Raw genomic sequence first — 18,484 nt, 5'->3', positions numbered from 1 at the left:
TGAAGTGCGGTTCCGGTCAGCACCATCTCTCCGGCGCCACCCACTGGGCCGCGTTGTAGCGGTCGCCGTGGCACCAGCCGACGGGCAGGACCGCCTCGATCCGGGCGAGGTCGTCCGCCGTCAGCGTGAGGTCGCCGGCGGCGGCGCATTCCTTCAGGTGCTCGACCTTGCGCGTGCCGGGGATCGGCAGCACATGCTCGCCCTGGGCCAGGCACCAGGCGCAGGCGAGGGTCGCCGCGGGGTGGCCCATCTCGGCGGCCAGCGCGCGGAACTCGGCGTTCTTCTTCATGTTGAACTCCAGGTTCCGCCCGGTGAAGCGCGGATTGTTCTTCATGAAGTCGATCTTCGCGATGCTCTCGGGCGAGTGGGGCCGGTCGGTCAGCAGCGCGCGCCCGACGGGCGAGAAGGCGACCAGCGCCGCGCCCACTTCCTCGCAGGCCTGGACCAGGCCGAGATCGGGCGAGCGGGTCTGCAGCGAATATTCCGACTGCACCGCGGCGATGGGATGCACGGCCGCCGCACGGCGGAGCGAGCCCGGCGCGATCTCGGAATAGCCGATGGCCTTGACCTTCCCCGCCTTGACGAAGCCGGCCATGGTTTCGGTCACATCCTCGATCTCGTGGGCGGTGTCGCGGCGGTGGATGTAGTAGAGGTCGATCGCCTCGACGCCGAGGCGCTTCAGACTGCCCTCCAGCTGTTCGCGCAGGTGCTCCGGGTCGTTGTTGAAGCGCCGCTCGGGATCGCGCTGGATGCCGACCTTGGTGGCGATGCGGAAAGGCGGCTCGCCGCCGCGCTGCTTCAGCCACTCGCCGATGACGGTCTCGGACCGGCCCATGCCATAGACGTTGGAGGTGTCGACATGGGTGATGCCCAGCTCGACGCAGGCGTCGAGAATGCCCATCGAGCCCTCGTCGGTCGCCGGTCCGTAGAAGTCGGTGAACGACATCGCGCCGTATCCGATGGCGCTGACCGTCGGGCCGTCCGCGCCCAGTTTCCGCTGCTGCATGCCGTCTCTCCCCTCGAATGCCGGGCGAAGACTAGCCGCTGGCGCGGGGCGGGGCCAGTGGGGGTGGTGCACACCGCCCGTCCCGGGACTTGATCCCGGGACCCAGTCCGGCGGTGCTGTCATGCGCCTTCGGGGCAGAACTGGGCAGCGGGATCAAGTCCCGCTGCGGGCGGAGTTTCTCAACCCTCCCGCACCACCGGATTGCTGAGCGTCCCGATGCCGGTGATCTCTGTGAAACAGGCGCCCCTTTGCTGCCTTCGGACTTGATCCGAAGGCCTCGGCGCAGGCGGGACAACAAGGTCCTCGGGTCAAGCCCGAGGACGACAAAGGGAATCAACCCTCCCGCACCACCGGATTGCTCAACGTACCGATGCCGGTGATCTCGATCTCGCAGACATCGCCAGCCTTCATGTTCTCCGACTTCCCCTCGGTGCCGAGCCAGATCACGTCGCCGGGGTAGAGCGTGACGTAGCGGGTCATGCGGACCAGGAAGTCGGCCAGGGAGAAGATCGTCGAAGCTGTGGGAAAGCGGATGGTCTCGCGCCCGTTCAGCCGCACCACGGTCTCGGCCGAGGCAAGGTCGAAGGCGGTCTCGATCCACGGCCCCATCGGCGCGAAGGTGTCGGTATTCTTGGCGCGCCAGAGCGTGCGGTCCCGGCGCTGCCAGCCGCGCTCCGAGACGTCGTTGCCGATGGTGTAGCCCAGCACGCAGTCGAGGCAGTTCTCCGCCGTCAGATGCTTCGCCTGCCGCCCTATGACGGCGACCAGCTCCGCCTCGTACTGGATCTCCTCGCCCGCATCGGCGGGGATGACGATGGCGTCGCCGGGACCCGAAATCGAATTGATCGCCCGGTAGCCGATATCGGCGGCCTCTGGCAGTGAGGGTGTCTCCCCGCGCTCGTTTGCGACCGCCATGACATGTTCGGCGTAGTTCAGTCCCGCCGCGTAGAAGGTGCGCGGCATGACGGGCGCGAGCAGCCGGGTTTCGGCCAACTCGCGGGTGGCGCCGGTCCGCGTCCACTGGCCGAAGGGACTGCCCTCGACATCGGCCAGCGTGTCCCCCTCGATCAGCCCGTAGGTTTCGTTTCCGTCGGCCGTGTAGCGTCCCCAGCGCATGCGTTGTGCTCCCCGTCAAAAGTGATGCGAATTGAGAGACTTGGCTTGTGGATAAACTTGCATCCCGAATTGGTGTGACTTATAAATGGTTGCATGAACAGCCTGATTTATCGCGCCTGGGCGGACTATGTCCAGCCTCTGCTCCAACGCCCGAACAGGGTGCAGGCGGCGGCGTTGTGCTATCGCCCGGCGGCGGGCGGCGGTGTCGAGGTGCTGCTGGCGACCTCGCTCACCACGAAGCGCTGGATCGTGCCAAAGGGCTGGCCGATCGACAACACCGACCTGGCGGGAACCGCGCGGACCGAAGCCTGGGAAGAAACCGGGGTCGTGGCCGACGCCGCGACGGCCGAGGAGCTTGGTGACTTCCGGTACGAGAAGCGGCTGCGCGGCGGCCAGACCGTGACCTGCGAGGTGAAGGTCTTCGCCTTCCGGGTGGAGCGCATGGATCAGGGCTTCCCTGAAACCGGAGCGCGCAAGCTGGTCTGGACCGACCCGGAAACCGCCTCAGGCATGGTCGAGGAACCGGGTCTGGCCGAGATTCTCCGGCAGTTCGCGCGGAACGGCGTCGTCCGGGCTTGAACTCCGCCGCGCGGGCCGCTAGGCAGCGCACGAATATGACAGATTTGTGACAGCCGGGCCGGCGCCGCTTCCGTGACATCAGATTCAGACATCAAGAGCTGGAAGACGCTCGACAAGGACCTGAACCGCATCAGTCAGGTCGAGTACGCGACACAGTATGTCGCCCTGCCGCTGGTCGGAACCGGTGTCGCCTTCGCCTTCATCGTCGTTGCGGCGCTTGGCGCTGCGGTCGTCTTTGCCGGCGCCGAAGGCTCGATGTTCGTCATCGCGGCGGCGGCCTTCGGGGCCTACATGGCGCTGAACATCGGCGCCAACGACGTCGCCAACAACATGGGCCCGGCAGTGGGCGCGCGGGCGCTGACCATGGGCGGGGCCATTGTCATCGCGGCGATCTGCGAGAGCGCGGGCGCGCTGCTGGCCGGCGGCGATGTCGTCTCCACGATTTCCAAGGGCATCATCGACCCGGCGGGCGTCGCCGATTCCACCGCATTCGTCTGGGCGATGATGGCGGCGCTGATCTCCGCGGCGCTCTGGGTCAACCTCGCCACCTGGGTCGGCGCACCGGTCTCGACGACGCATTCGGTGGTCGGCGGGGTGATGGGCGCCGGCATCGCTGCCGCCGGGTTGTCGGCCGTCAGCTGGCCGACCATGGCGGCCATCGCGGCCAACTGGGTGATCTCGCCCGTGCTCGGCGGGGTGATCGCCGCGATCTTCCTGGCCTTCATCAAGTCGCGGATCATCTACCAGGACGACAAGATCGCTGCCGCGCGGCGCTGGGTGCCCGTGCTGATCGGCATCATGTCCGGCGCCTTTGCAACCTATCTGGCCCTGAAGGGCCTGAAGAAGATCGTGGACATCGACATACTGACGGCGCTGGCGATCGGTCTCGCCGTCGGGGCGTTGTCCTATGTCGTCACCGCCCCCCTGATCCGGCGTCAGTCCCGCGGGATGGAGAACCGCAACAAGTCGCTCAAGACCCTGTTCGGGCTGCCCCTGGTGATCTCGGCGGGACTGCTTTCCTTCGCGCACGGCGCCAATGACGTCGCCAATGCCGTTGGGCCGCTTGCCGCGATCGTGCATACCGAATCCTTCGGCGAGGTGGCCGGCAAGGTCTCGATCCCGACCTGGGTGATGGTGATCGGTGCTCTCGGGATTTCCTTCGGCCTCGTGCTGTTCGGGCCGAAGCTTATCCGCATGGTCGGCAGCCAGATCACCAAGCTGAACCCGATGCGGGCCTATTGCGTGGCGTTGTCCGCCGCGATCACCGTCATCGTCGCGTCCTGGCTCGGGCTGCCCGTCAGTTCCACCCATATCGCCGTGGGCGCGGTCTTCGGTGTCGGCTTCTTCCGTGAATGGGATCATGTCCGCCGGGGCCGCCGCGCGGCCGGTCAACGGAACGGCGAAGTCAGGACCATCGCGCCGGAAGAGCGCCGACGCCGCAAGCTGGTGCGCCGCTCCCACTTCATGACCATCATTGCGGCCTGGGTGATCACGGTGCCGGCCGCCGCCGCGCTCTCCGGTGTCCTTTTCGTTGCCCTGAGCTATCTTTTCGACTGACGGCTGACAGGGGAGGACGCCATGCCCGAATACATTCCGCCCGCCATCGAGTGGGTCCGCAAGCAGGTCGAACTGATCGAGCGGACCGGTGGCCGGGAAGGCAACACGCTGATGGACACCGGTCTGCCGGTGGTGCTGATCACGCATGTCGGCGGCAAGACTGGCGCCATCCGCAAGATCCCGCTGATGCGTGTGAAGGTCGGCGACGGCTACGTGCTGGTTGGTTCCTATGGCGGTCGGGAAAAGGATCCGGTCTGGGTGCACAATCTGCGGTCCCATCCGCTAGTGGCGGTGCGTGACGCGACCGAGATCTGGCCGATGATCGTGCGGGAGGTCGAGGTGGACAGCGACGAGTACAACCGTCTCTGGGACGCGGCGGCCGAGGCGTTCCCGACCTACAACGACTACAAGGCCAAGGCCCCGCGCCGGATTCCGGTCTTCATCGCCGAGCCGGTCTAGCTCGCCGACAGCACGGCGATCTCGCGGCGGGCGAAGCGCCATTCGCCATCGCGCTTTTCCAGTTCGTCGCGGTAGATGCCGCGGACCAGCAGCAGGGCCTTGTCCGGTCCGGCGAACCCGTCGGCGTTGAAATAGGTGCGCGCCGTCGCCCGCTTGCCGTCGATCTCGATGGCCGGCTGGAAGATCATGTGACGCAGCTGGTCGGTCTTTACGCGGCGCCGCGCGATCCAGTCGACATAGGCCTGGACGATGGCCTCGCGGCCTTCATGCAGCCCCCCGAGATCGAGTGTCGCATCGTCCCAGAACAGGTCCGCGATGATCTCGGCCGGCTCGTTGTCGACGATATGGCAATAGCGGGCGAGCAGCCCGGTGATCTGGTCGTTGTTGTCGGTCATGATGTCGATCCTCCCCCTTCTCACCCGTTCCACCAGGGCGCATCGGAAAAGGATCGCACATCCAGCTCGAACGTCCATGTGGACCGGTGCTGGTGGGCCAGGTGCCAGTAGGTCTCGGCGACATGGGCCGGCAGGATCAGTCCGTCCTGTTGCCCGCGCTCCTCGCGCAGCTGCCGGAAGCGGTCCTCGCCCAGGATCAGGCCGACGGTGTCGGGCGCGTCCACCATGCCGTCGACGACGACATGGGCGACGTGGATGCCCTGGGGGCCGTATTCGGCGTTGAGCGACTGACAGAGCATGCGCCGTCCGGCCATCGCAGCTGTGTGCGCGTGCTGGGCGGGGTTGCCGCGCATCGCCGCCGTCGAGGCGGTCGCGATCAGCGTGCCGCTGCCGCGCTCCGCCATCAGCGGGAACAGTGCCTTCGCCGTCCGGAACAGGGCGAAGGTCGCCATGCGCCAGCCGCGCTCGAACTGCTTCAGCGTGGTGTCCTGCAGCGTCCGGTCGCCGATCTGCGCGCCGAGATTGAAGATGACGACCTCGATCGGGCCGATTTCCTTCTCGACATGGGCGATGCGGTCCTCGATGGCGTCGTCCTCGACGGCGTTGAGCAGGAAACCCGTGGCCTCGCCGCCCGCCTCGCGGATGCCGCCGACCAGGGTCTTGAGCCCGTCCTCGTTGGAGCGCCGGCAGAGCACGGCGTGATAGCCGCCGGCCGCGAAGCGCGCGCCGACGGTGCCGCCGATACCGGCGCCTGCGCCGAGTACCAGACAGACCGGTTTCGTCATGTTGTCCTCCCCTGACAGCAATGGCCTTCAGAGAAGCTAGGGCGTCCGGCGCGCGGGGCCAGCGACGCGCGGTCAGTCGCCGAAGACGCTGCGCCGCCGCGAGACACGGTCCGGCATGCCGGCCTGACGCAGATCGGCGATCTTCCAGCCGTCCGGATTGCGGATGATGTCGCGATAGAGCGCCATGTTTCCGGGGTCGGTGAAGTAGTACCAGTGATCCCAGACAGCATCGGGGTTGTCGCCGGTGACCTTGAAGTTCCTGTTGGCGCGCATCCAGTCGGCGAACTCGCGGCTGTCGATCTGCATGTCCACCCAGCTGTCGCCCAGGCTGCGGCTGTCCTCCACGTCCAGACCGTTGTGGCCGACGACATTGGTGTTGCCGAAGGTGCGTGGACCGAAATTCTCGCCGAGCTTGTCCAGCACGTCGTTCTCGCGGCTGACCACGTTGTAGAAGCTGATCCGGTCGAGCATCCCGACCTCGGTCAGGCGGCGCAGCATCAGCCGCGCCTCGACCACATATTCCGCGCCGCCCAGGATGATCACCTTGTCGATGCGGTCGAGCAGGTCGCGCCGGTTGTGCTTGGCCGCCATGGCGATCAGACGGATGACGACCCGGCTGCCGAGGCTGTGGCAGAACAGCGTGATCTTCTTGCCCGCCGCCAGCTTGTGGTCGAGCACATGCAGTGCTGTCAGCAGGTTCCAGGCGGCGGGCTCGGCATTGGAATAGGCGCGGGCGTAGAAGTTCTGCCCGCCCTTGATCAGCGATTCCGCGAAGCCGGGCCGCGAATGCCAGCCGAAGGCCAGCACCATGCCCTCGCGCCCGCTCAGGTCGGCGCCGGTATAGCCGAGCCGCGCCGGCCATCCGGTCGTGTGGTGGCGGACTTCCTCGGCCATCGGCCGTTCGAGGAAGTGATAGAGGCGGGCGTGGGGATTATCCGTCTCCTTCGGCTCGGAGCTGATCGAGTTGCGCGGATCGAACAGGAAGCCGTGCACCATTACGGTGACCGGCCCGTCGTCCAGATCCTTTGCCGACTGTTCGAAGCGCGCGGCGAGCAGGTGATAGAGATCGGACGTCTCGCGCGGGAAGCCGCGCCGGTCGAGATCACGCCAGTCCGGCCGGTCGCCGGGCCGCAGCGGTTCGAAACCGCCATCCGGCACACCCGGTTCCGCGAATCCTTCGGTGCGGCCATGAAAGCTGCGCCGGTCATAGGCCTCGTGGGCGAAGGCCCCGTCGATCCAGATGCCATGGATCGCGCCCTTCAGCGCGGAGATGCGTACGATGGACATGGCCGGCCCCCTTCCGAGATTGCTGTTCTTCAAGTATCCACGCCCTTCCGACAGGATGCCGCAGAACCGCGGGTTGATGAAGGCCCAAGCGCCTGCACCGGCATCGAGCAGGGAGACGACGCCATGATCGACGGACCGGTTGAGGTGATGGGGATCGTCAATGTCACCCCCGACAGCTTCTCCGATGGCGGCGTCGCCTGGGACACGGCGGACGCCATCGCTCAGGCGCGGCAGCAGGTGGCAGATGGGGCGGCGATTGTCGATGTCGGGGCCGAGTCAACGCGGCCCGGGGCCGGCGAGACTCCGGTCGAGGAGGAGTGGCGGCGGCTGGCGCCGGTGCTGGAGTCGCTGATTGCAGACGGGATCCGGGTCTCCGTCGATACCCGCAAGGCCGAGGTCATGCGCCGCGCGCTGGCTCTCGGCGTGCCTGTCATCAACGATGTCAGCGCGTTGACCTTCGATCCCCTGTCGCAGGATGTCATGGCCGCTGCATCCTGCAGCGTCGTGCTGATGCACGCCAGGGGTCTGCCTGAGAACATGCAGGACGATCCCCGCTACGACGACGTGGTCGGCGAGGTGTACGACTATCTCGCCGCCCGCATTGCCGACTGCGAAGCCGCAGGCATCGAGCGGTCCCGGATCGTCATCGATCCGGGCATCGGTTTTGGCAAGACATTCCGCCAGAATCTCACGCTTCTGGCGGATCTGCAGCGGTTCCGTGAGCTTGGTGTGCCGCTGTTGATCGGCGCCAGCCGCAAGGGCTTCATCGGCTGGCTGACCGGTGTCGAGACGGCCGGCGAACGGCTCGGCGGTTCGGTTGGCGCGGCGCTTGCGGCGGCCATGAACGGAGCCGACATCGTCCGCGTCCACGACGTGGCCGAGACCGTCCAGGCACTGGCGGTTTTCCAGTCGGCGATCCGTGGACAGCCCGTGCGTTCTGACCGATAAGGTGGGCGCACCCAGACGAGGGGAGAACACTATGGCCCGCACCTATTTCGGCACCGATGGCATTCGTGGGATGGCGAACGCCGATCCGATGACGGCCGAGACCGCGCTGGCGGTCGGCCTGTCCGCCGGCCGGGTGTTCATGCGCGGCAATCACCGCCACCGGGTGGTGATCGGCAAGGACACGCGGCTGTCGGGCTACATGCTGGAGCCGGCGCTGGCAGCCGGGTTCACCTCGGTCGGCATGGACGTGGTCATGGTCGGCCCGCTGCCGACGCCGGCCATCGCGATGCTGACCGACAGCCTGCGCGCAGATCTGGGCGTGATGATCTCGGCTTCCCACAATCCCTTCCACGACAACGGCATCAAGCTGTTCGGCCCGGACGGGTTCAAGCTCTCCGACGAGACCGAGGCGGAGATCGAGGCTGGCATGAAGGATGCCGGCAAGGGCATCCTCGCCAAGCCGCGCGATCTGGGACGCGCGCAGCGTCTGGAGGACGCCGGCGGCCGCTATATCGAGTTCATCAAGCGCACCTTCCCGCAGGGCAAGCGGCTGGACGGCCTGAAGGTCGTCGTCGATTGCGCCAATGGCGCCGCCTACAAGGTCGCGCCGGCCGTGCTGTGGGAACTGGAGGCGGATGTCGTTTCCATCGGCGTGCAGCCGAACGGCTTCAACATCAACGACGGCTGCGGTTCCACCTCGACCTCCCTGCTGAAGGAGAAGGTGGTGAAGCTTGGTGCCGATGTCGGCATCGCCCTCGACGGCGACGCCGACCGGATCATCATGGTCGACGAGAAGGGCCAGGAGGTCGACGGCGACCGGCTGATGGCGCTGATCGCCAGCCGCTGGGCCAATGAGGGTCTGCTTAAGGGCGGCGGCGTGGTCTCCACGGTGATGTCGAACATGGGGCTGGAGAGGTATCTCAACAGCCTTGGCCTCGATCTGGTCCGCACCAAGGTCGGGGACCGCTACGTCGTCGAGAAGATGCGCGCCGGCGGCTACAATGTCGGCGGCGAACAGTCAGGCCACATGGTGCTGCTGGATTACGCCACCACCGGCGACGGCACGCTGGCGGCCCTGCAGGCGCTGGCGATGATCGTCGAGGGCGGCAAGCCGGTCTCCGAGGCGGTGAAGCTGTTCGATCCGCTGCCGCAGGTGCTGAAGAATGTCCGCTACGGCTCTGCGAATCCGCTGGAGACCGACAAGGTGAAGGCGGCCATCGCCGATGGCGAGAAGCGGCTGGACGGCATCGGCCGTGTGCTGATCCGCAAGTCGGGCACCGAGCCGCTGATCCGGGTCATGGCGGAAGGCGAGGACGAGGCGATGGTCCGCGAAGTCGTGGACGGCATCGCAGGCACGATCTCCGACGTGGCGGCCGCCGCATCGTGACGGCCATGAAGGGCAGGGTGCTGATCGCCGCCGGTTCCGATTCAGGCGGCGGCGCCGGAATCCAGGCTGACATCAAGGCAGTGACGGCGCTGGGCGGCTATGCGGCGACGGCGATTACCGCGCTCACGGCGCAGGACACCCACACCGTCCATGGCATCCACGAGGTGCCGCTCGACTTTATCCGCCAGCAGATGCAGGTCGTGCTGGCCGATATCGGGGCGGATGCGATCAAGACCGGCATGCTGCACCGGCGCGGGGTCATCGAGGTCGTCGCTGAGGCCGTCGCGGAGCATGCCCCCGGAGTGCCGCTCGTTGCCGATCCGGTGATGGTGGCGAAAGGCGGTGCACGCCTGCTGGACGAGGATGCGACCGAAGCGGCCATCGCGCTGCTGCTGCCGCTGGCATATGTGGTGACGCCGAACATCCCCGAGGCCGAGGTGCTGTCCGGCCTGGAGATCGCCGATCTGGACGGCATGAAGCGCGCTGCCGAGAAACTGAAGTCGCTCGGCCCGAAGGCCGTGTTGCTGAAGGGCGGCCACATGTCCGGCGAGACGCTGACCGATCTGCTGCTGACCGATGACGGCTTCGAGGCCTTCGCAGGCCCGCGGATCGAGACGGCGCATACCCACGGCACCGGCTGCACCACCGCCTCGGCGCTGGCCTGCGGTCTGGCTCAGGGTCTGACCTTGAAGGACGCCTTCGCCCGCGCCCGCGCCTATGTGCAGGAGGCGATCCGCTCCGCTCCGGGATATGGCTCAGGCCACGGCCCGCTCAATCACGCGCATACCGTCAGGCCGCCGTCACCGTGACCGGCAGGCTGCGGATGCCGCGGATGAAGTTGGAGTAGAGCCGCACCGGCGGCCCCTCCACCTCGATCGTCAGCTTCCGGGCGATGATCTCTTCCCAGAGGATGCGCAGCTGCTGGTCGGCCAGCCGGTCGCCGACGCAGCGGTGGATCCCGGCGCCGTAGGAGAGGTGCTTCCGCGCCTTGTCGCGGCCGACGATGAAGCGGTCGGCGTCGGGAATGGCGCTGTCGTCGCGGTTTCCTGAGAGGTACCACATCGCGACCTTGTCGCCCTTGCGGATGGTCTTGCCGCCCAGTTCAGTGTCGCGGGTCGCAGTTCGGCGCATGTGCAGCACCGGCGACTGATAGCGGATGATCTCGGAGACCGCGGACGGGATCAGCGACGGATCGTCATACAGCTTCCGCCGCTCGTCCGGGTTCTCCGAAAGGAACAGCACGCCGCCGGACATGGAGTTGCGGGTGGTGTCGTTGCCGCCGACGATCAGCAGCCCGAGATTGCCGATGAACTCGCCCGGCGGCATGGCCCGTGTGGCCTCGCTGTGCGCCAGCATGGAGATCAGGTCGGGCTTCGGGGGCTCGTTCTCCCGGACCTTCCAGAGCTCCATGAAATACGCGGCCATCTTCTGGAGCTCGGTCATCCGCTCCTCGACGCTGGAGATCGGCGCCTCCGGGTCGCCGGGGACCGCGATGGCGACGTCGGACCAGTAGCTCAGTTTCTCCCGGTCTTCCCAGGGAAAGTCGAACAGGGTCGCCAGCATCATCGTCGTCAGGGGGATCGAGACGTGCTGTACCCAGTCGATGGTCTCACCCTGCGGCAGCCCGTCCAGCACGTAGTTCGTCCGCTCGCGGATGGTTGCCTCGTAGTTGCGCAGGTTGGTCGGCGCGACGCTGGGGGCGACGGTCTTCCGCTGGGCGGTGTGCTTCGGCGGATCCATGCGGATGAAATTGGGCGTCTCCTGACCGAGCGGCTGGTCCGTCAGCTGGATGCCGCCGTTGGAATGGTCCGACGAGTAGGTGCCGTGATCCAGCTCCACCGCCATGATGTCGTCATAGCGGGTGATGGACCAGAACGGGCCGTAGGCGCTGTCCGGACAGAAATGCACCGGATCGTCGCGGCGGAGCCGTGCAAAGGGCTCGTGCCAGGCGTCCTGCTGGTAGAGCCCGGGATCGCTGACATCCAGGGCCTCCAGCCCGGCCTGGGCCGTGTCCGCCATTGTCCTAGCCCAGCTTCGGTTTGATCTCACTCAGGATGAGATCGATCATGGCGACGGCGTTCTCCTCGGTCTCCGGCACGATGTCGAAGCAGAACTCGGTCGCGCCGTTGTCCTGGTACTTCTTCAGAGCATCGAGAATGCCCGCCAGATGGCCCATGGTCGGCAGCGGTCCGGCCTCGTCCTGAACCACCAGCGGGATCTTCGGGCACATCGGGATGTCGTCGATGGACCGGTCCTCGGCCTTCAGCGCCTCGGCGAGCTTTGGTCTCAGATCCGCGAACTCGTCCGGTCCGACGCGGAACGGGTGCCAGACGTCGCCGAACTTCGCCACACGCTTCAGGGCGCCCGGCGAATGGCCGCCGATATAGATCGGCGGGTGCGGCTTCTGGACGGGTGTCGGCCCCAGGACGGCGCCGGAGAAGGAGTAGAACTCGCTCTCATGCGCCGCAGGCTCGCCGGTCCAGAGCTTCTTGCAGATCTTCAGCCCGTCATTGGCCCGCTTGCCGCGCTTCTTGAATGGATAGCCCAGCGCGTCGTACTCGTCCTCGAACCAGCCGACGCCGACGCCGAAATTCACCCGGCCGCGGCTGACCTGATCCAGCTCCGCGATCTGCGCGGCGACCTCGATCGGGTTGCGCATGGGCAGGATCAGGACGCTGGTCCCCAGCCGCACATTGCGGGTCCGGCCCGCGAGATAGTTGAGCACGCTGAAGGGCTGGAAATAGGTCCGCTTCCACGGCGGCGGCAGGCTGCCATCGGGCGTGCCCGGATATTTCGACTTGTTGGGCGGCGCCATCAGCAGGTGATCGCTGGCCCACAGGACGTCCAGCCCGGCTGCGTCGGCCTTGGCGGCAACGCCGTCGAAAGCCGCCGGGTTCGCCCCGTCTCCGCGGACCGGAATCGAGATGCCGTACTTCATCGCCCAACCTCCCCTTTGGCGAACAGCGCCCGCATCCTTTCCAGATCTTCGGGCGTATCTACCCCGAATGGTATGACATCCACCCGGGCCGCGTCGATGCGCATGCCGTTTTCCAGCGCGCGCAACTGTTCCAGCTTCTCGCGCTTCTCCAGCGGACTGGGCGGCAGTGCGACAAACCGGGCCAGCGCTTCACGGCGATAGGTGTAGAGGCCGATATGGTGCCAGTGCGGTCCGTCGCCGCCCGGCGCGGGCAGGCGCGTGAACCAGAGCGCGCGGGCCGTGTCCCGGCCTTCCGCGAAGGCGGTCACACATTTCACGACATTGGGGTTGGTCACCTCTTCGGCCTCGTGAATCTCGGCGACCAGCGTGGCGATGTCGACGCCGGGGTCCGCCTCGTGCGGCTTCAGCGACGCCCGGATGGTGTCCGGGTCGAGCGCCGGCAGGTCGCCCTGCAGGTTGACGACCATGTCGTGGCGCCGGTCCGGATCGGCGCGCTCCACGGCCTCGAAGATGCGGTCGGATCCCGACGGGTGGTCCGGATCGGTCAGGACGGCGGTGCCGCCGGCGGCTTCGACCGCCGCGACGATCTCGGCCTCTGCCGCCGCAACGACCACCGGGCCGATATCGGCTTCCATCCCGCGCTGCCAGACCTGCACCACCATCGGTGCGCCGGCGATATCGACCAGCGGTTTGCCGGGCAGGCGGGTGGAGGCCATGCGGGCGGGGATGACGAGGATCGGGTTCATCGGGCTGCGGGCCTCCCTCGGCGTCTTCGGCGGTTCGTGCGTCGTTTGACCGCATCATTCGTACAGGGTTCCGAGGCTATCACCATGCGACGTTTCGGCGGGCGGTCACCCGCCCGTGTGCACGCGACTCGAGAGGGGTTCGGTCATGGACAGCATGTTCTTCAACAAGATCGCGGGCGCGGTTCTGCTGACCGTGCTGGTCGGTTACGCCATCGCCAAGCTGTCCCATGGCCTCATCAGCCCGCACGGTCCCGAGACCGTCGCCTATCCGGTGCCGGAGTTCGAATCCTCGGCGGTTGCCGATGCCGGCGCGACCGAAGAGGTCGAGACGCCGATCGCCGTCGTTCTCGCTTCCGCCGACGCGGCCAAGGGCGAGCGCGTCTTCAAGAAGTGCGCGGCCTGCCACACTCTTGAGGACGGCGGCGCGAACAAGGTCGGTCCTAACCTCTACGGCATTGTCGACCGCGACATCGGCTCTGTCGGCGGCTTCGAATATTCGGCGACGCTGGCCGAGCTCGAGGGTGACTGGACCTACGACAATCTGAGCAAGTTCCTGGCCGACCCGAAGGGCTGGGCCAACGGCACCAAGATGGCATTCGCCGGTCTCAAGAAGGACAGCGAACGGGGTGACGTCATTCTCTACATGAAGTCCTTCGGCGACGCCGATACGCCGCTGCCCGAGCCGGAGGCGCCGGCTGCCGAGTCCGAGAGCTCGCCGGCGGCCGAGACCGAGTCCCAGCCCGCCTCCGAATAAGCGGCGCGCGGACGATGTCCGTCGACCTGCAGCCATTCGCCGAATTCGCAGCCGAACTGGCGGACGAATTGGGGGCGTTCATACGCCCCCTTTTCCGCCGTCCTCTCGATATTGTCTCGAAGGCCGACGAAAGCCCGGTCACCGAAGCTGACCGCGGTGCCGAGCAGGTGATGCGGAAGCTGATCAACGCGCGTTTCCCCGACCACGGCATCGTTGGCGAGGAGTTCGGCGCCGAGAACGCCGATGCCGAATTCGTGTGGCACCTGGACCCCATCGACGGAACCAAGTCCTTCATTTCCGGTTCGGCCCAGTTCGTCACCCTGATCGCGCTGACCCGCCACAACCGGCCGGTGCTCGGCGTCATCAACCAGCCGGTGAACAACGAGCGCTGGATCGGGATAGAGGGACAGAAGACGACCTTCAACGGCAAGCCGGTGTCGGTACGCAAATGCCCCGATATCGCCGATGCCACGCTCTACACCTGGGGCGCAGAGATCCTCTACGGCCCGCGCGGTCCGGCGGTGAAGTCGCTGATCGAAACCGTAAGGCTGACGCGCTTCAGCGCCGATGGTTACGCCTACGGTCTGCTCGCGCTTGGTTTTGTGGACATCGTCGCCGACGAGGGCATGAAGCCGCATGACTATCTGGCGCTGGCGCCGGTGGTGAAGGGCGCGGGCGGACACATCACCGACTGGCAGGGCCGCGAGATCGAGTTCGGGATCGGCGAGAAGACCCTGGCGGTCGGCGACCGGACCTTGCACGAGGCGGCGCTCAACATACTTCAAGGCTGATTGATCACAGTCTGTTAGGGTTCCGCACGCGGCCCAACTGGGGCCATAATCGCGGTTCAGGAACGGATGGTTCGTTTCAGGCGAGAGGTGACCAGGTGCGGGCAGGTTTTCTGGGTATGTCATTCGCGGCGTTGCTGGCCCTGCCGGCTCTCGCCGACAACGTGGTCACATCCCACGCCCTGAGCCTCATCGGCGAACCGAAATACCCCGAAGGCTTCGCGCATCTCGACTACGTCAATCCCGACGCGCCGAAGGGCGGATCTCTCCGGCTTTCGGCTTTCGGCGGCTTCGATTCGCTCAATCCCTACATTCCCAAGGGCAGCCCGTCGGGCGCCGCGTCGATGGCCATCGAGAGCCTGATGGACAGCCATCTGGGCGAACCCTCGGCCGAGTACGGCCTGATCGCGGAAACGGTCGAGTATCCCGAAGACTTCAGCTGGGTGGTCTTCAACCTCCGGCCCGAGGCCCGGTTCCACGACGGCAGCCCTGTCACAGCCGAGGATGTCGCCTTCAGCTTCGAGGTCCTGCGCGATCAGGGGCGGCCCTTCTTCCGCTACTACTACCGCAATGTCAGCAAGGTCGAGATCGAGGGCGAGCGGCGGATCAGGTTCAGCTTCGACGAGACCGGAAACCGTGAACTGCCGCAGATCATGGGCCAGCTGCCGGTGTTGTCGAAGGCCTACTGGGCCGACCGGGATTTCGGCGCCACCACGCTGGAGGCGCCCATGGGGTCCGGGCCCTACCGTGTTGTCGAGGTCGAGCCGAACCGGCGGATCGTGCTGGAGCGGGTCGAGGACTACTGGGGCAGCGATCTGGGCATCAACAGGGGCCGCTACAACTACGACAGTATCCTGTACGAGTATTTCGCCGACCGCACGGCGGTGCTGGAGGCCTTCAAGGGCTATGTCTACGACTACAGGACCGAGAACAGCTCCAAGGACTGGGCCACGGCCTACGATTTCCCGGCGGCCAAGGCCGGCGACGTGATCACGGCACTGATCCCCCACAGCCGCCCGACCGGCATGCAGGGCTTCGTCTACAATCTCCGCCGTCCGGTGTTCCAGGACGCGGCGCTGCGCGAGGCGTTGGCCTACGCCTTCGATTTCGAATGGGCCAACGAGAACCTGTTCTACGGCCAGTACAAGCGCACGGAGAGCTTCTTCTCCAATACCGATCTGGCATCTTCGGGCCTGCCCTCGGATGCCGAACTGGCGTTGCTGGAGCCGCTGCGCGGCCAGATCCCGGAGGAGGTGTTCACCGAAGCCTACACGCCGCCTTCGACCGAGGGGGGCTCCATCCGGCAGAATCTGGGCATGGCGCTGCAGATCCTGAAGGACGCCGGCTACAAGTTCGAGAACAAGGAACTGATCTCGCCGCATTCCGGAGAGACGGTCAGCTTCGAGATCCTGCTGGCCGACCCTCAGTTCGAACGCATCGTGCTGCCCTTCGCCCGGAATCTGGAGCGCATCGGCGTGAAGGTGAACCTGCGCACCGTGGACACGGCGCAGTACGAGAACCGCTTCCGGTCCTTCGACTACGACATGATCGTGGGTTCCTATCCGCAGTCCGAAAGCCCCGGCAACGAACAGCGCGATTTCTTCGGCTCCGAGGCCGCCGACCGCCTGGGCAGCCGCAACATTGCCGGCATCAAGTCGGAGGCGCTGGACAAGCTGGTCGACGCCATCATCTTCGCAGAGAGCCGGGAGGCGCTGGTCACCGCGACGCGCGCCCTCGACCGGGTGCTGCTGCATTCGCACATCGTCATTCCGCAGTGGCACATCTCCGCCAACCGGATCGCCTACTGGGACAAGTTCGGGATGACCGGCAAGAACCCTGACTACGGCCCGGACGTGATGTCGTGGTGGATCGATGCCGACAAGGCGGCCCGCCTGGACGGCAAGTACAAGTGAGGCTGGCCGCTTTCCTCATCGCCGGACTGGCGCTGGCGGGATCGGCGCTGGCGGAGCCGCGCCACGGCATCTCGGTGTTCGGACAGCTCGAGTACCCCGAAGGCTTCGAGCACTACAACTGGGTGAACCCCGAAGCGCCGAAGGGCGGCATGCTGAGGCTGCGCGATCTCGGCACCTTCGATTCGGTGAATTTCTACATCCTGCGCGGGGCGACGCCGGCCTCGATCCAGCAGCACGAGATCCGTCTGCACGACACGCTGATGGCGCGGTCCTATGACGAGCCGGACGCCCATTACGCGCTGATCGCAAGGACGGCGGACGTGGCTGCAGACGGCCGCTCGGTCACCTTCGAGATCGACGAACGAGCCCGCTTCCATGACGGCTCGCCGATCCTGGCCGCCGATGCCGTCTTCTCGCTGGAGGTCATCCAGGAGAAGGGGCACCCGATCCTGCGCAACGTCTTCGAGAAGGCGAGCGCGGCTATCGTCGCCGAGCGCACCGTGCGTTTCGATCTGGCCGAGGACGCGCCGCGCGACCTGGCGGTGAAGATCGCCGGCAGCCTGCCGATCCTCTCGGCCGCGTATTACGAGACCGTGGAGTTCGACAAGACGACGCTGACGCCGCCGCTGGCCAGCGGTCCCTACCGCATGACCGAGGTCAATCAGGGCACCTCGATCACGCTGGAGCGGGTAACGGACTACTGGGCAAAAGACCTGCCCGTGAACAAGGGCCTCTGGAACTTCGACACCATCCGCATCGACTGGTACGCGGACCGGACGTCGGCGCTGCTGGCCTTCTTCGCCGACGAGTACGACTTCCGTGAAGAGTTCACCTCCAAGAGCTGGGCGACCGAGTATGACGACAAGGTGCCGGTGCAGGAGGGACGCATCAAACGGCTGACCGTTTCCGACGGCCGCGCGTCCGGTATGCAGGGCTGGTTCTACAATACCCGCCGCGGCAAGTTCGCGGACCGCCGCGTGCGCGAGGCCCTCGACCTGGCGTTCGACTTCGAGTGGACCAACCGCAACCTCTTCTACGGTCTCTACAAGCGCACGCAGTCGATCTTCGAGAACTCGGTGCTGCTGAAACACAGTGGGCCGCCGTCGGACGCCGAGAAGGCGCTGCTGCAGCCCTTCGCCGACGAACTGCCGCCCGAGGTCATGACGAAGGCCTTCCAGGGGCCGGTCACCGACGGCGAGAACGGTATCCGCCAGAACCTGCGCAAGGCGCACGGTCTGCTTAAGGAGGCCGGCTGGACTATCCAGGACGGTGTGCTGAAGAACGCCGATGGCGAGGTCTTCACCATCGAGTTCCTGTCCTATCAACCGACCTTCGACCGGATCATCGGTCCCTACGCGCAGAACCTCGAGCGTCTGGGTATCAAGGCCGGCACCCGGCTGGTCGATCCGGCACAATATGTCGAGCGCATCAAGAAATACGATTTCGACGCGGTGACCGCACGGTTCTCGCCGCCCGAGACGCCTGGCGCGGAACTCTGGAACTTCTTCGGCAGCCGTCAGGCCGATATTGACGGCACCTACAACTATGCCGGCGTGAAGAGCCCCGCGGTCGACAGCCTGATCGCCACGGCGCTGGCTGCGCCGGACCGGGAGACGCTGGTGACCGCGCTGCGGGCGCTGGACCGCGTCATCATGTGGGGCCGCTACATCGTGCCCCAGTGGTACAAGGGCGAGCACAACCTCGCCTACTGGGACCGCTACGGCCGTCCCGAAGCCGAGAAGCCGCCCTATCATCGGGGCGTCGTCAATTCCTGGTGGTTCGATGCCGGCAAGGCGGCGGCCACCGGCGGGCGGAACAATTGATCT

General features: G+C 66.3%; 18 protein-coding genes. 10 read left to right on the top strand and 8 right to left on the bottom strand.

Features of this window, described 5'->3' with window-relative positions; genetic code table 11:
• Nucleotides 1-16 precede the first annotated feature (16 nt).
• Nucleotides 17-1,006 carry an aldo/keto reductase gene (locus tag ACMVY4_RS21645; protein ID WP_416898015.1) on the bottom strand — a complete coding sequence of 330 codons (990 nt, stop codon included), beginning with the start codon at nucleotides 1,004-1,006 and terminating at the stop codon, nucleotides 17-19.
• 333 nt (nucleotides 1,007-1,339) lie between these two features.
• Complete coding sequence (locus tag ACMVY4_RS21640; RefSeq protein ID WP_416898014.1) at nucleotides 1,340-2,122, bottom strand: fumarylacetoacetate hydrolase family protein; 783 nt, start codon at nucleotides 2,120-2,122, stop codon at nucleotides 1,340-1,342.
• A gap of 93 nt (nucleotides 2,123-2,215) precedes the next feature.
• Between ACMVY4_RS21640 and ACMVY4_RS21635 the strand changes: the two genes are divergently transcribed.
• The 3 genes from ACMVY4_RS21635 (at nucleotide 2,216) to ACMVY4_RS21625 (ending at nucleotide 4,717) form a co-directional block, all read left to right on the top strand.
• The gene (locus tag ACMVY4_RS21635; RefSeq protein WP_416898013.1) at nucleotides 2,216-2,701 is read left to right on the top strand and encodes an NUDIX hydrolase; all 486 of its coding nucleotides are present in this window, start codon (nucleotides 2,216-2,218) and stop codon (nucleotides 2,699-2,701) included.
• Between the two features lie 72 nt (nucleotides 2,702-2,773).
• On the top strand, nucleotides 2,774-4,258 hold the full coding sequence (locus ACMVY4_RS21630; protein ID WP_416898012.1) for an inorganic phosphate transporter: 1,485 nt from the start codon (nucleotides 2,774-2,776) through the stop codon (nucleotides 4,256-4,258).
• A gap of 21 nt (nucleotides 4,259-4,279) precedes the next feature.
• Nucleotides 4,280-4,717, top strand: a complete 438-nt coding sequence (locus tag ACMVY4_RS21625; protein WP_416898011.1) for a nitroreductase/quinone reductase family protein — start codon at nucleotides 4,280-4,282, stop codon at nucleotides 4,715-4,717.
• On the opposite strand, the gene ACMVY4_RS21620 is transcribed toward ACMVY4_RS21625, so the two are convergent.
• The 3 genes from ACMVY4_RS21620 to ACMVY4_RS21610 form a co-directional block, all read right to left on the bottom strand.
• Nucleotides 4,714-5,112, bottom strand: coding sequence for a nuclear transport factor 2 family protein (locus tag ACMVY4_RS21620; RefSeq protein ID WP_416898010.1), 399 nt, complete (start codon nucleotides 5,110-5,112; stop codon nucleotides 4,714-4,716). The two genes, ACMVY4_RS21625 and ACMVY4_RS21620, sit on opposite strands and share 4 nt — an antisense overlap.
• 20 nt (nucleotides 5,113-5,132) lie before the next feature.
• The gene (locus tag ACMVY4_RS21615; RefSeq protein WP_416898009.1) at nucleotides 5,133-5,897 is read right to left on the bottom strand and encodes an SDR family NAD(P)-dependent oxidoreductase; all 765 of its coding nucleotides are present in this window, start codon (nucleotides 5,895-5,897) and stop codon (nucleotides 5,133-5,135) included.
• Nucleotides 5,898-5,969: 72 nt separating this feature from the next.
• A complete protein-coding gene (locus ACMVY4_RS21610; protein WP_416898008.1) occupies nucleotides 5,970-7,184 on the bottom strand; it encodes a hypothetical protein in 1,215 nt (404 codons plus the stop codon).
• Nucleotides 7,185-7,307: 123 nt separating this feature from the next.
• Here ACMVY4_RS21610 and folP point away from each other — a divergent pair, with 123 nt between their 5' ends.
• Genes folP through thiD form a run of 3 tightly spaced genes read left to right on the top strand, consistent with a single transcriptional unit; the run spans nucleotide 7,308 to nucleotide 10,328 of the window.
• Nucleotides 7,308-8,132, top strand: a complete 825-nt coding sequence (folP, locus tag ACMVY4_RS21605) for a dihydropteroate synthase (protein WP_416898007.1) — start codon at nucleotides 7,308-7,310, stop codon at nucleotides 8,130-8,132.
• A gap of 31 nt (nucleotides 8,133-8,163) precedes the next feature.
• Nucleotides 8,164-9,519, top strand: coding sequence for a phosphoglucosamine mutase (gene glmM, locus ACMVY4_RS21600; protein WP_416898006.1), 1,356 nt, complete (start codon nucleotides 8,164-8,166; stop codon nucleotides 9,517-9,519).
• A 5-nt stretch (nucleotides 9,520-9,524) separates the two neighbouring features.
• Nucleotides 9,525-10,328 carry a bifunctional hydroxymethylpyrimidine kinase/phosphomethylpyrimidine kinase gene (gene thiD, locus ACMVY4_RS21595; protein WP_416900375.1) on the top strand — a complete coding sequence of 268 codons (804 nt, stop codon included), beginning with the start codon at nucleotides 9,525-9,527 and terminating at the stop codon, nucleotides 10,326-10,328.
• Here the strand turns inward: thiD and ACMVY4_RS21590 are convergent.
• From ACMVY4_RS21590 to ACMVY4_RS21580, 3 genes are read right to left on the bottom strand one after another with little or no spacing between them, the layout of a single operon-like run.
• The gene (locus ACMVY4_RS21590; protein WP_416898005.1) at nucleotides 10,309-11,538 is read right to left on the bottom strand and encodes a cytochrome P450; all 1,230 of its coding nucleotides are present in this window, start codon (nucleotides 11,536-11,538) and stop codon (nucleotides 10,309-10,311) included. The genes thiD and ACMVY4_RS21590 overlap by 20 nt on opposite strands.
• 4 nt (nucleotides 11,539-11,542) lie before the next feature.
• Nucleotides 11,543-12,457 carry an LLM class F420-dependent oxidoreductase gene (locus ACMVY4_RS21585; protein WP_416898004.1) on the bottom strand — a complete coding sequence of 305 codons (915 nt, stop codon included), beginning with the start codon at nucleotides 12,455-12,457 and terminating at the stop codon, nucleotides 11,543-11,545.
• Nucleotides 12,454-13,203 carry a 3-deoxy-manno-octulosonate cytidylyltransferase gene (locus ACMVY4_RS21580; RefSeq protein ID WP_416898003.1) on the bottom strand — a complete coding sequence of 250 codons (750 nt, stop codon included), beginning with the start codon at nucleotides 13,201-13,203 and terminating at the stop codon, nucleotides 12,454-12,456. Before ACMVY4_RS21580 ends, ACMVY4_RS21585 begins: the two co-directional genes overlap by 4 nt.
• Nucleotides 13,204-13,348: 145 nt before the next feature.
• Here ACMVY4_RS21580 and ACMVY4_RS21575 point away from each other — a divergent pair, with 145 nt between their 5' ends.
• The 4 genes from ACMVY4_RS21575 (at nucleotide 13,349) to ACMVY4_RS21560 (ending at nucleotide 18,481) form a co-directional block, all read left to right on the top strand.
• Complete coding sequence (locus ACMVY4_RS21575) at nucleotides 13,349-13,957, top strand: c-type cytochrome (RefSeq protein ID WP_416898002.1); 609 nt, start codon at nucleotides 13,349-13,351, stop codon at nucleotides 13,955-13,957.
• Nucleotides 13,958-13,971: 14 nt separating this feature from the next.
• Nucleotides 13,972-14,748, top strand: a complete 777-nt coding sequence (locus tag ACMVY4_RS21570) for an inositol monophosphatase family protein (protein WP_416898001.1) — start codon at nucleotides 13,972-13,974, stop codon at nucleotides 14,746-14,748.
• A gap of 116 nt (nucleotides 14,749-14,864) precedes the next feature.
• Nucleotides 14,865-16,658 carry an extracellular solute-binding protein gene (locus ACMVY4_RS21565; protein ID WP_416898000.1) on the top strand — a complete coding sequence of 598 codons (1,794 nt, stop codon included), beginning with the start codon at nucleotides 14,865-14,867 and terminating at the stop codon, nucleotides 16,656-16,658.
• Entirely contained in the window at nucleotides 16,655-18,481 is a 1,827-nt protein-coding gene (locus ACMVY4_RS21560) for an extracellular solute-binding protein (protein ID WP_416897999.1), read from the top strand. Before ACMVY4_RS21565 ends, ACMVY4_RS21560 begins: the two co-directional genes overlap by 4 nt.
• Nucleotides 18,482-18,484 lie beyond the last annotated feature (3 nt).

Source organism: Minwuia sp. (assembly GCF_048007105.1).
Taxonomy (GTDB): domain Bacteria; phylum Pseudomonadota; class Alphaproteobacteria; order Minwuiales; family Minwuiaceae; genus Minwuia.
The sequence above is the reverse complement of the archived record's forward strand: the minus strand, read 5'-3'. Positions and strand labels throughout refer to the sequence as shown.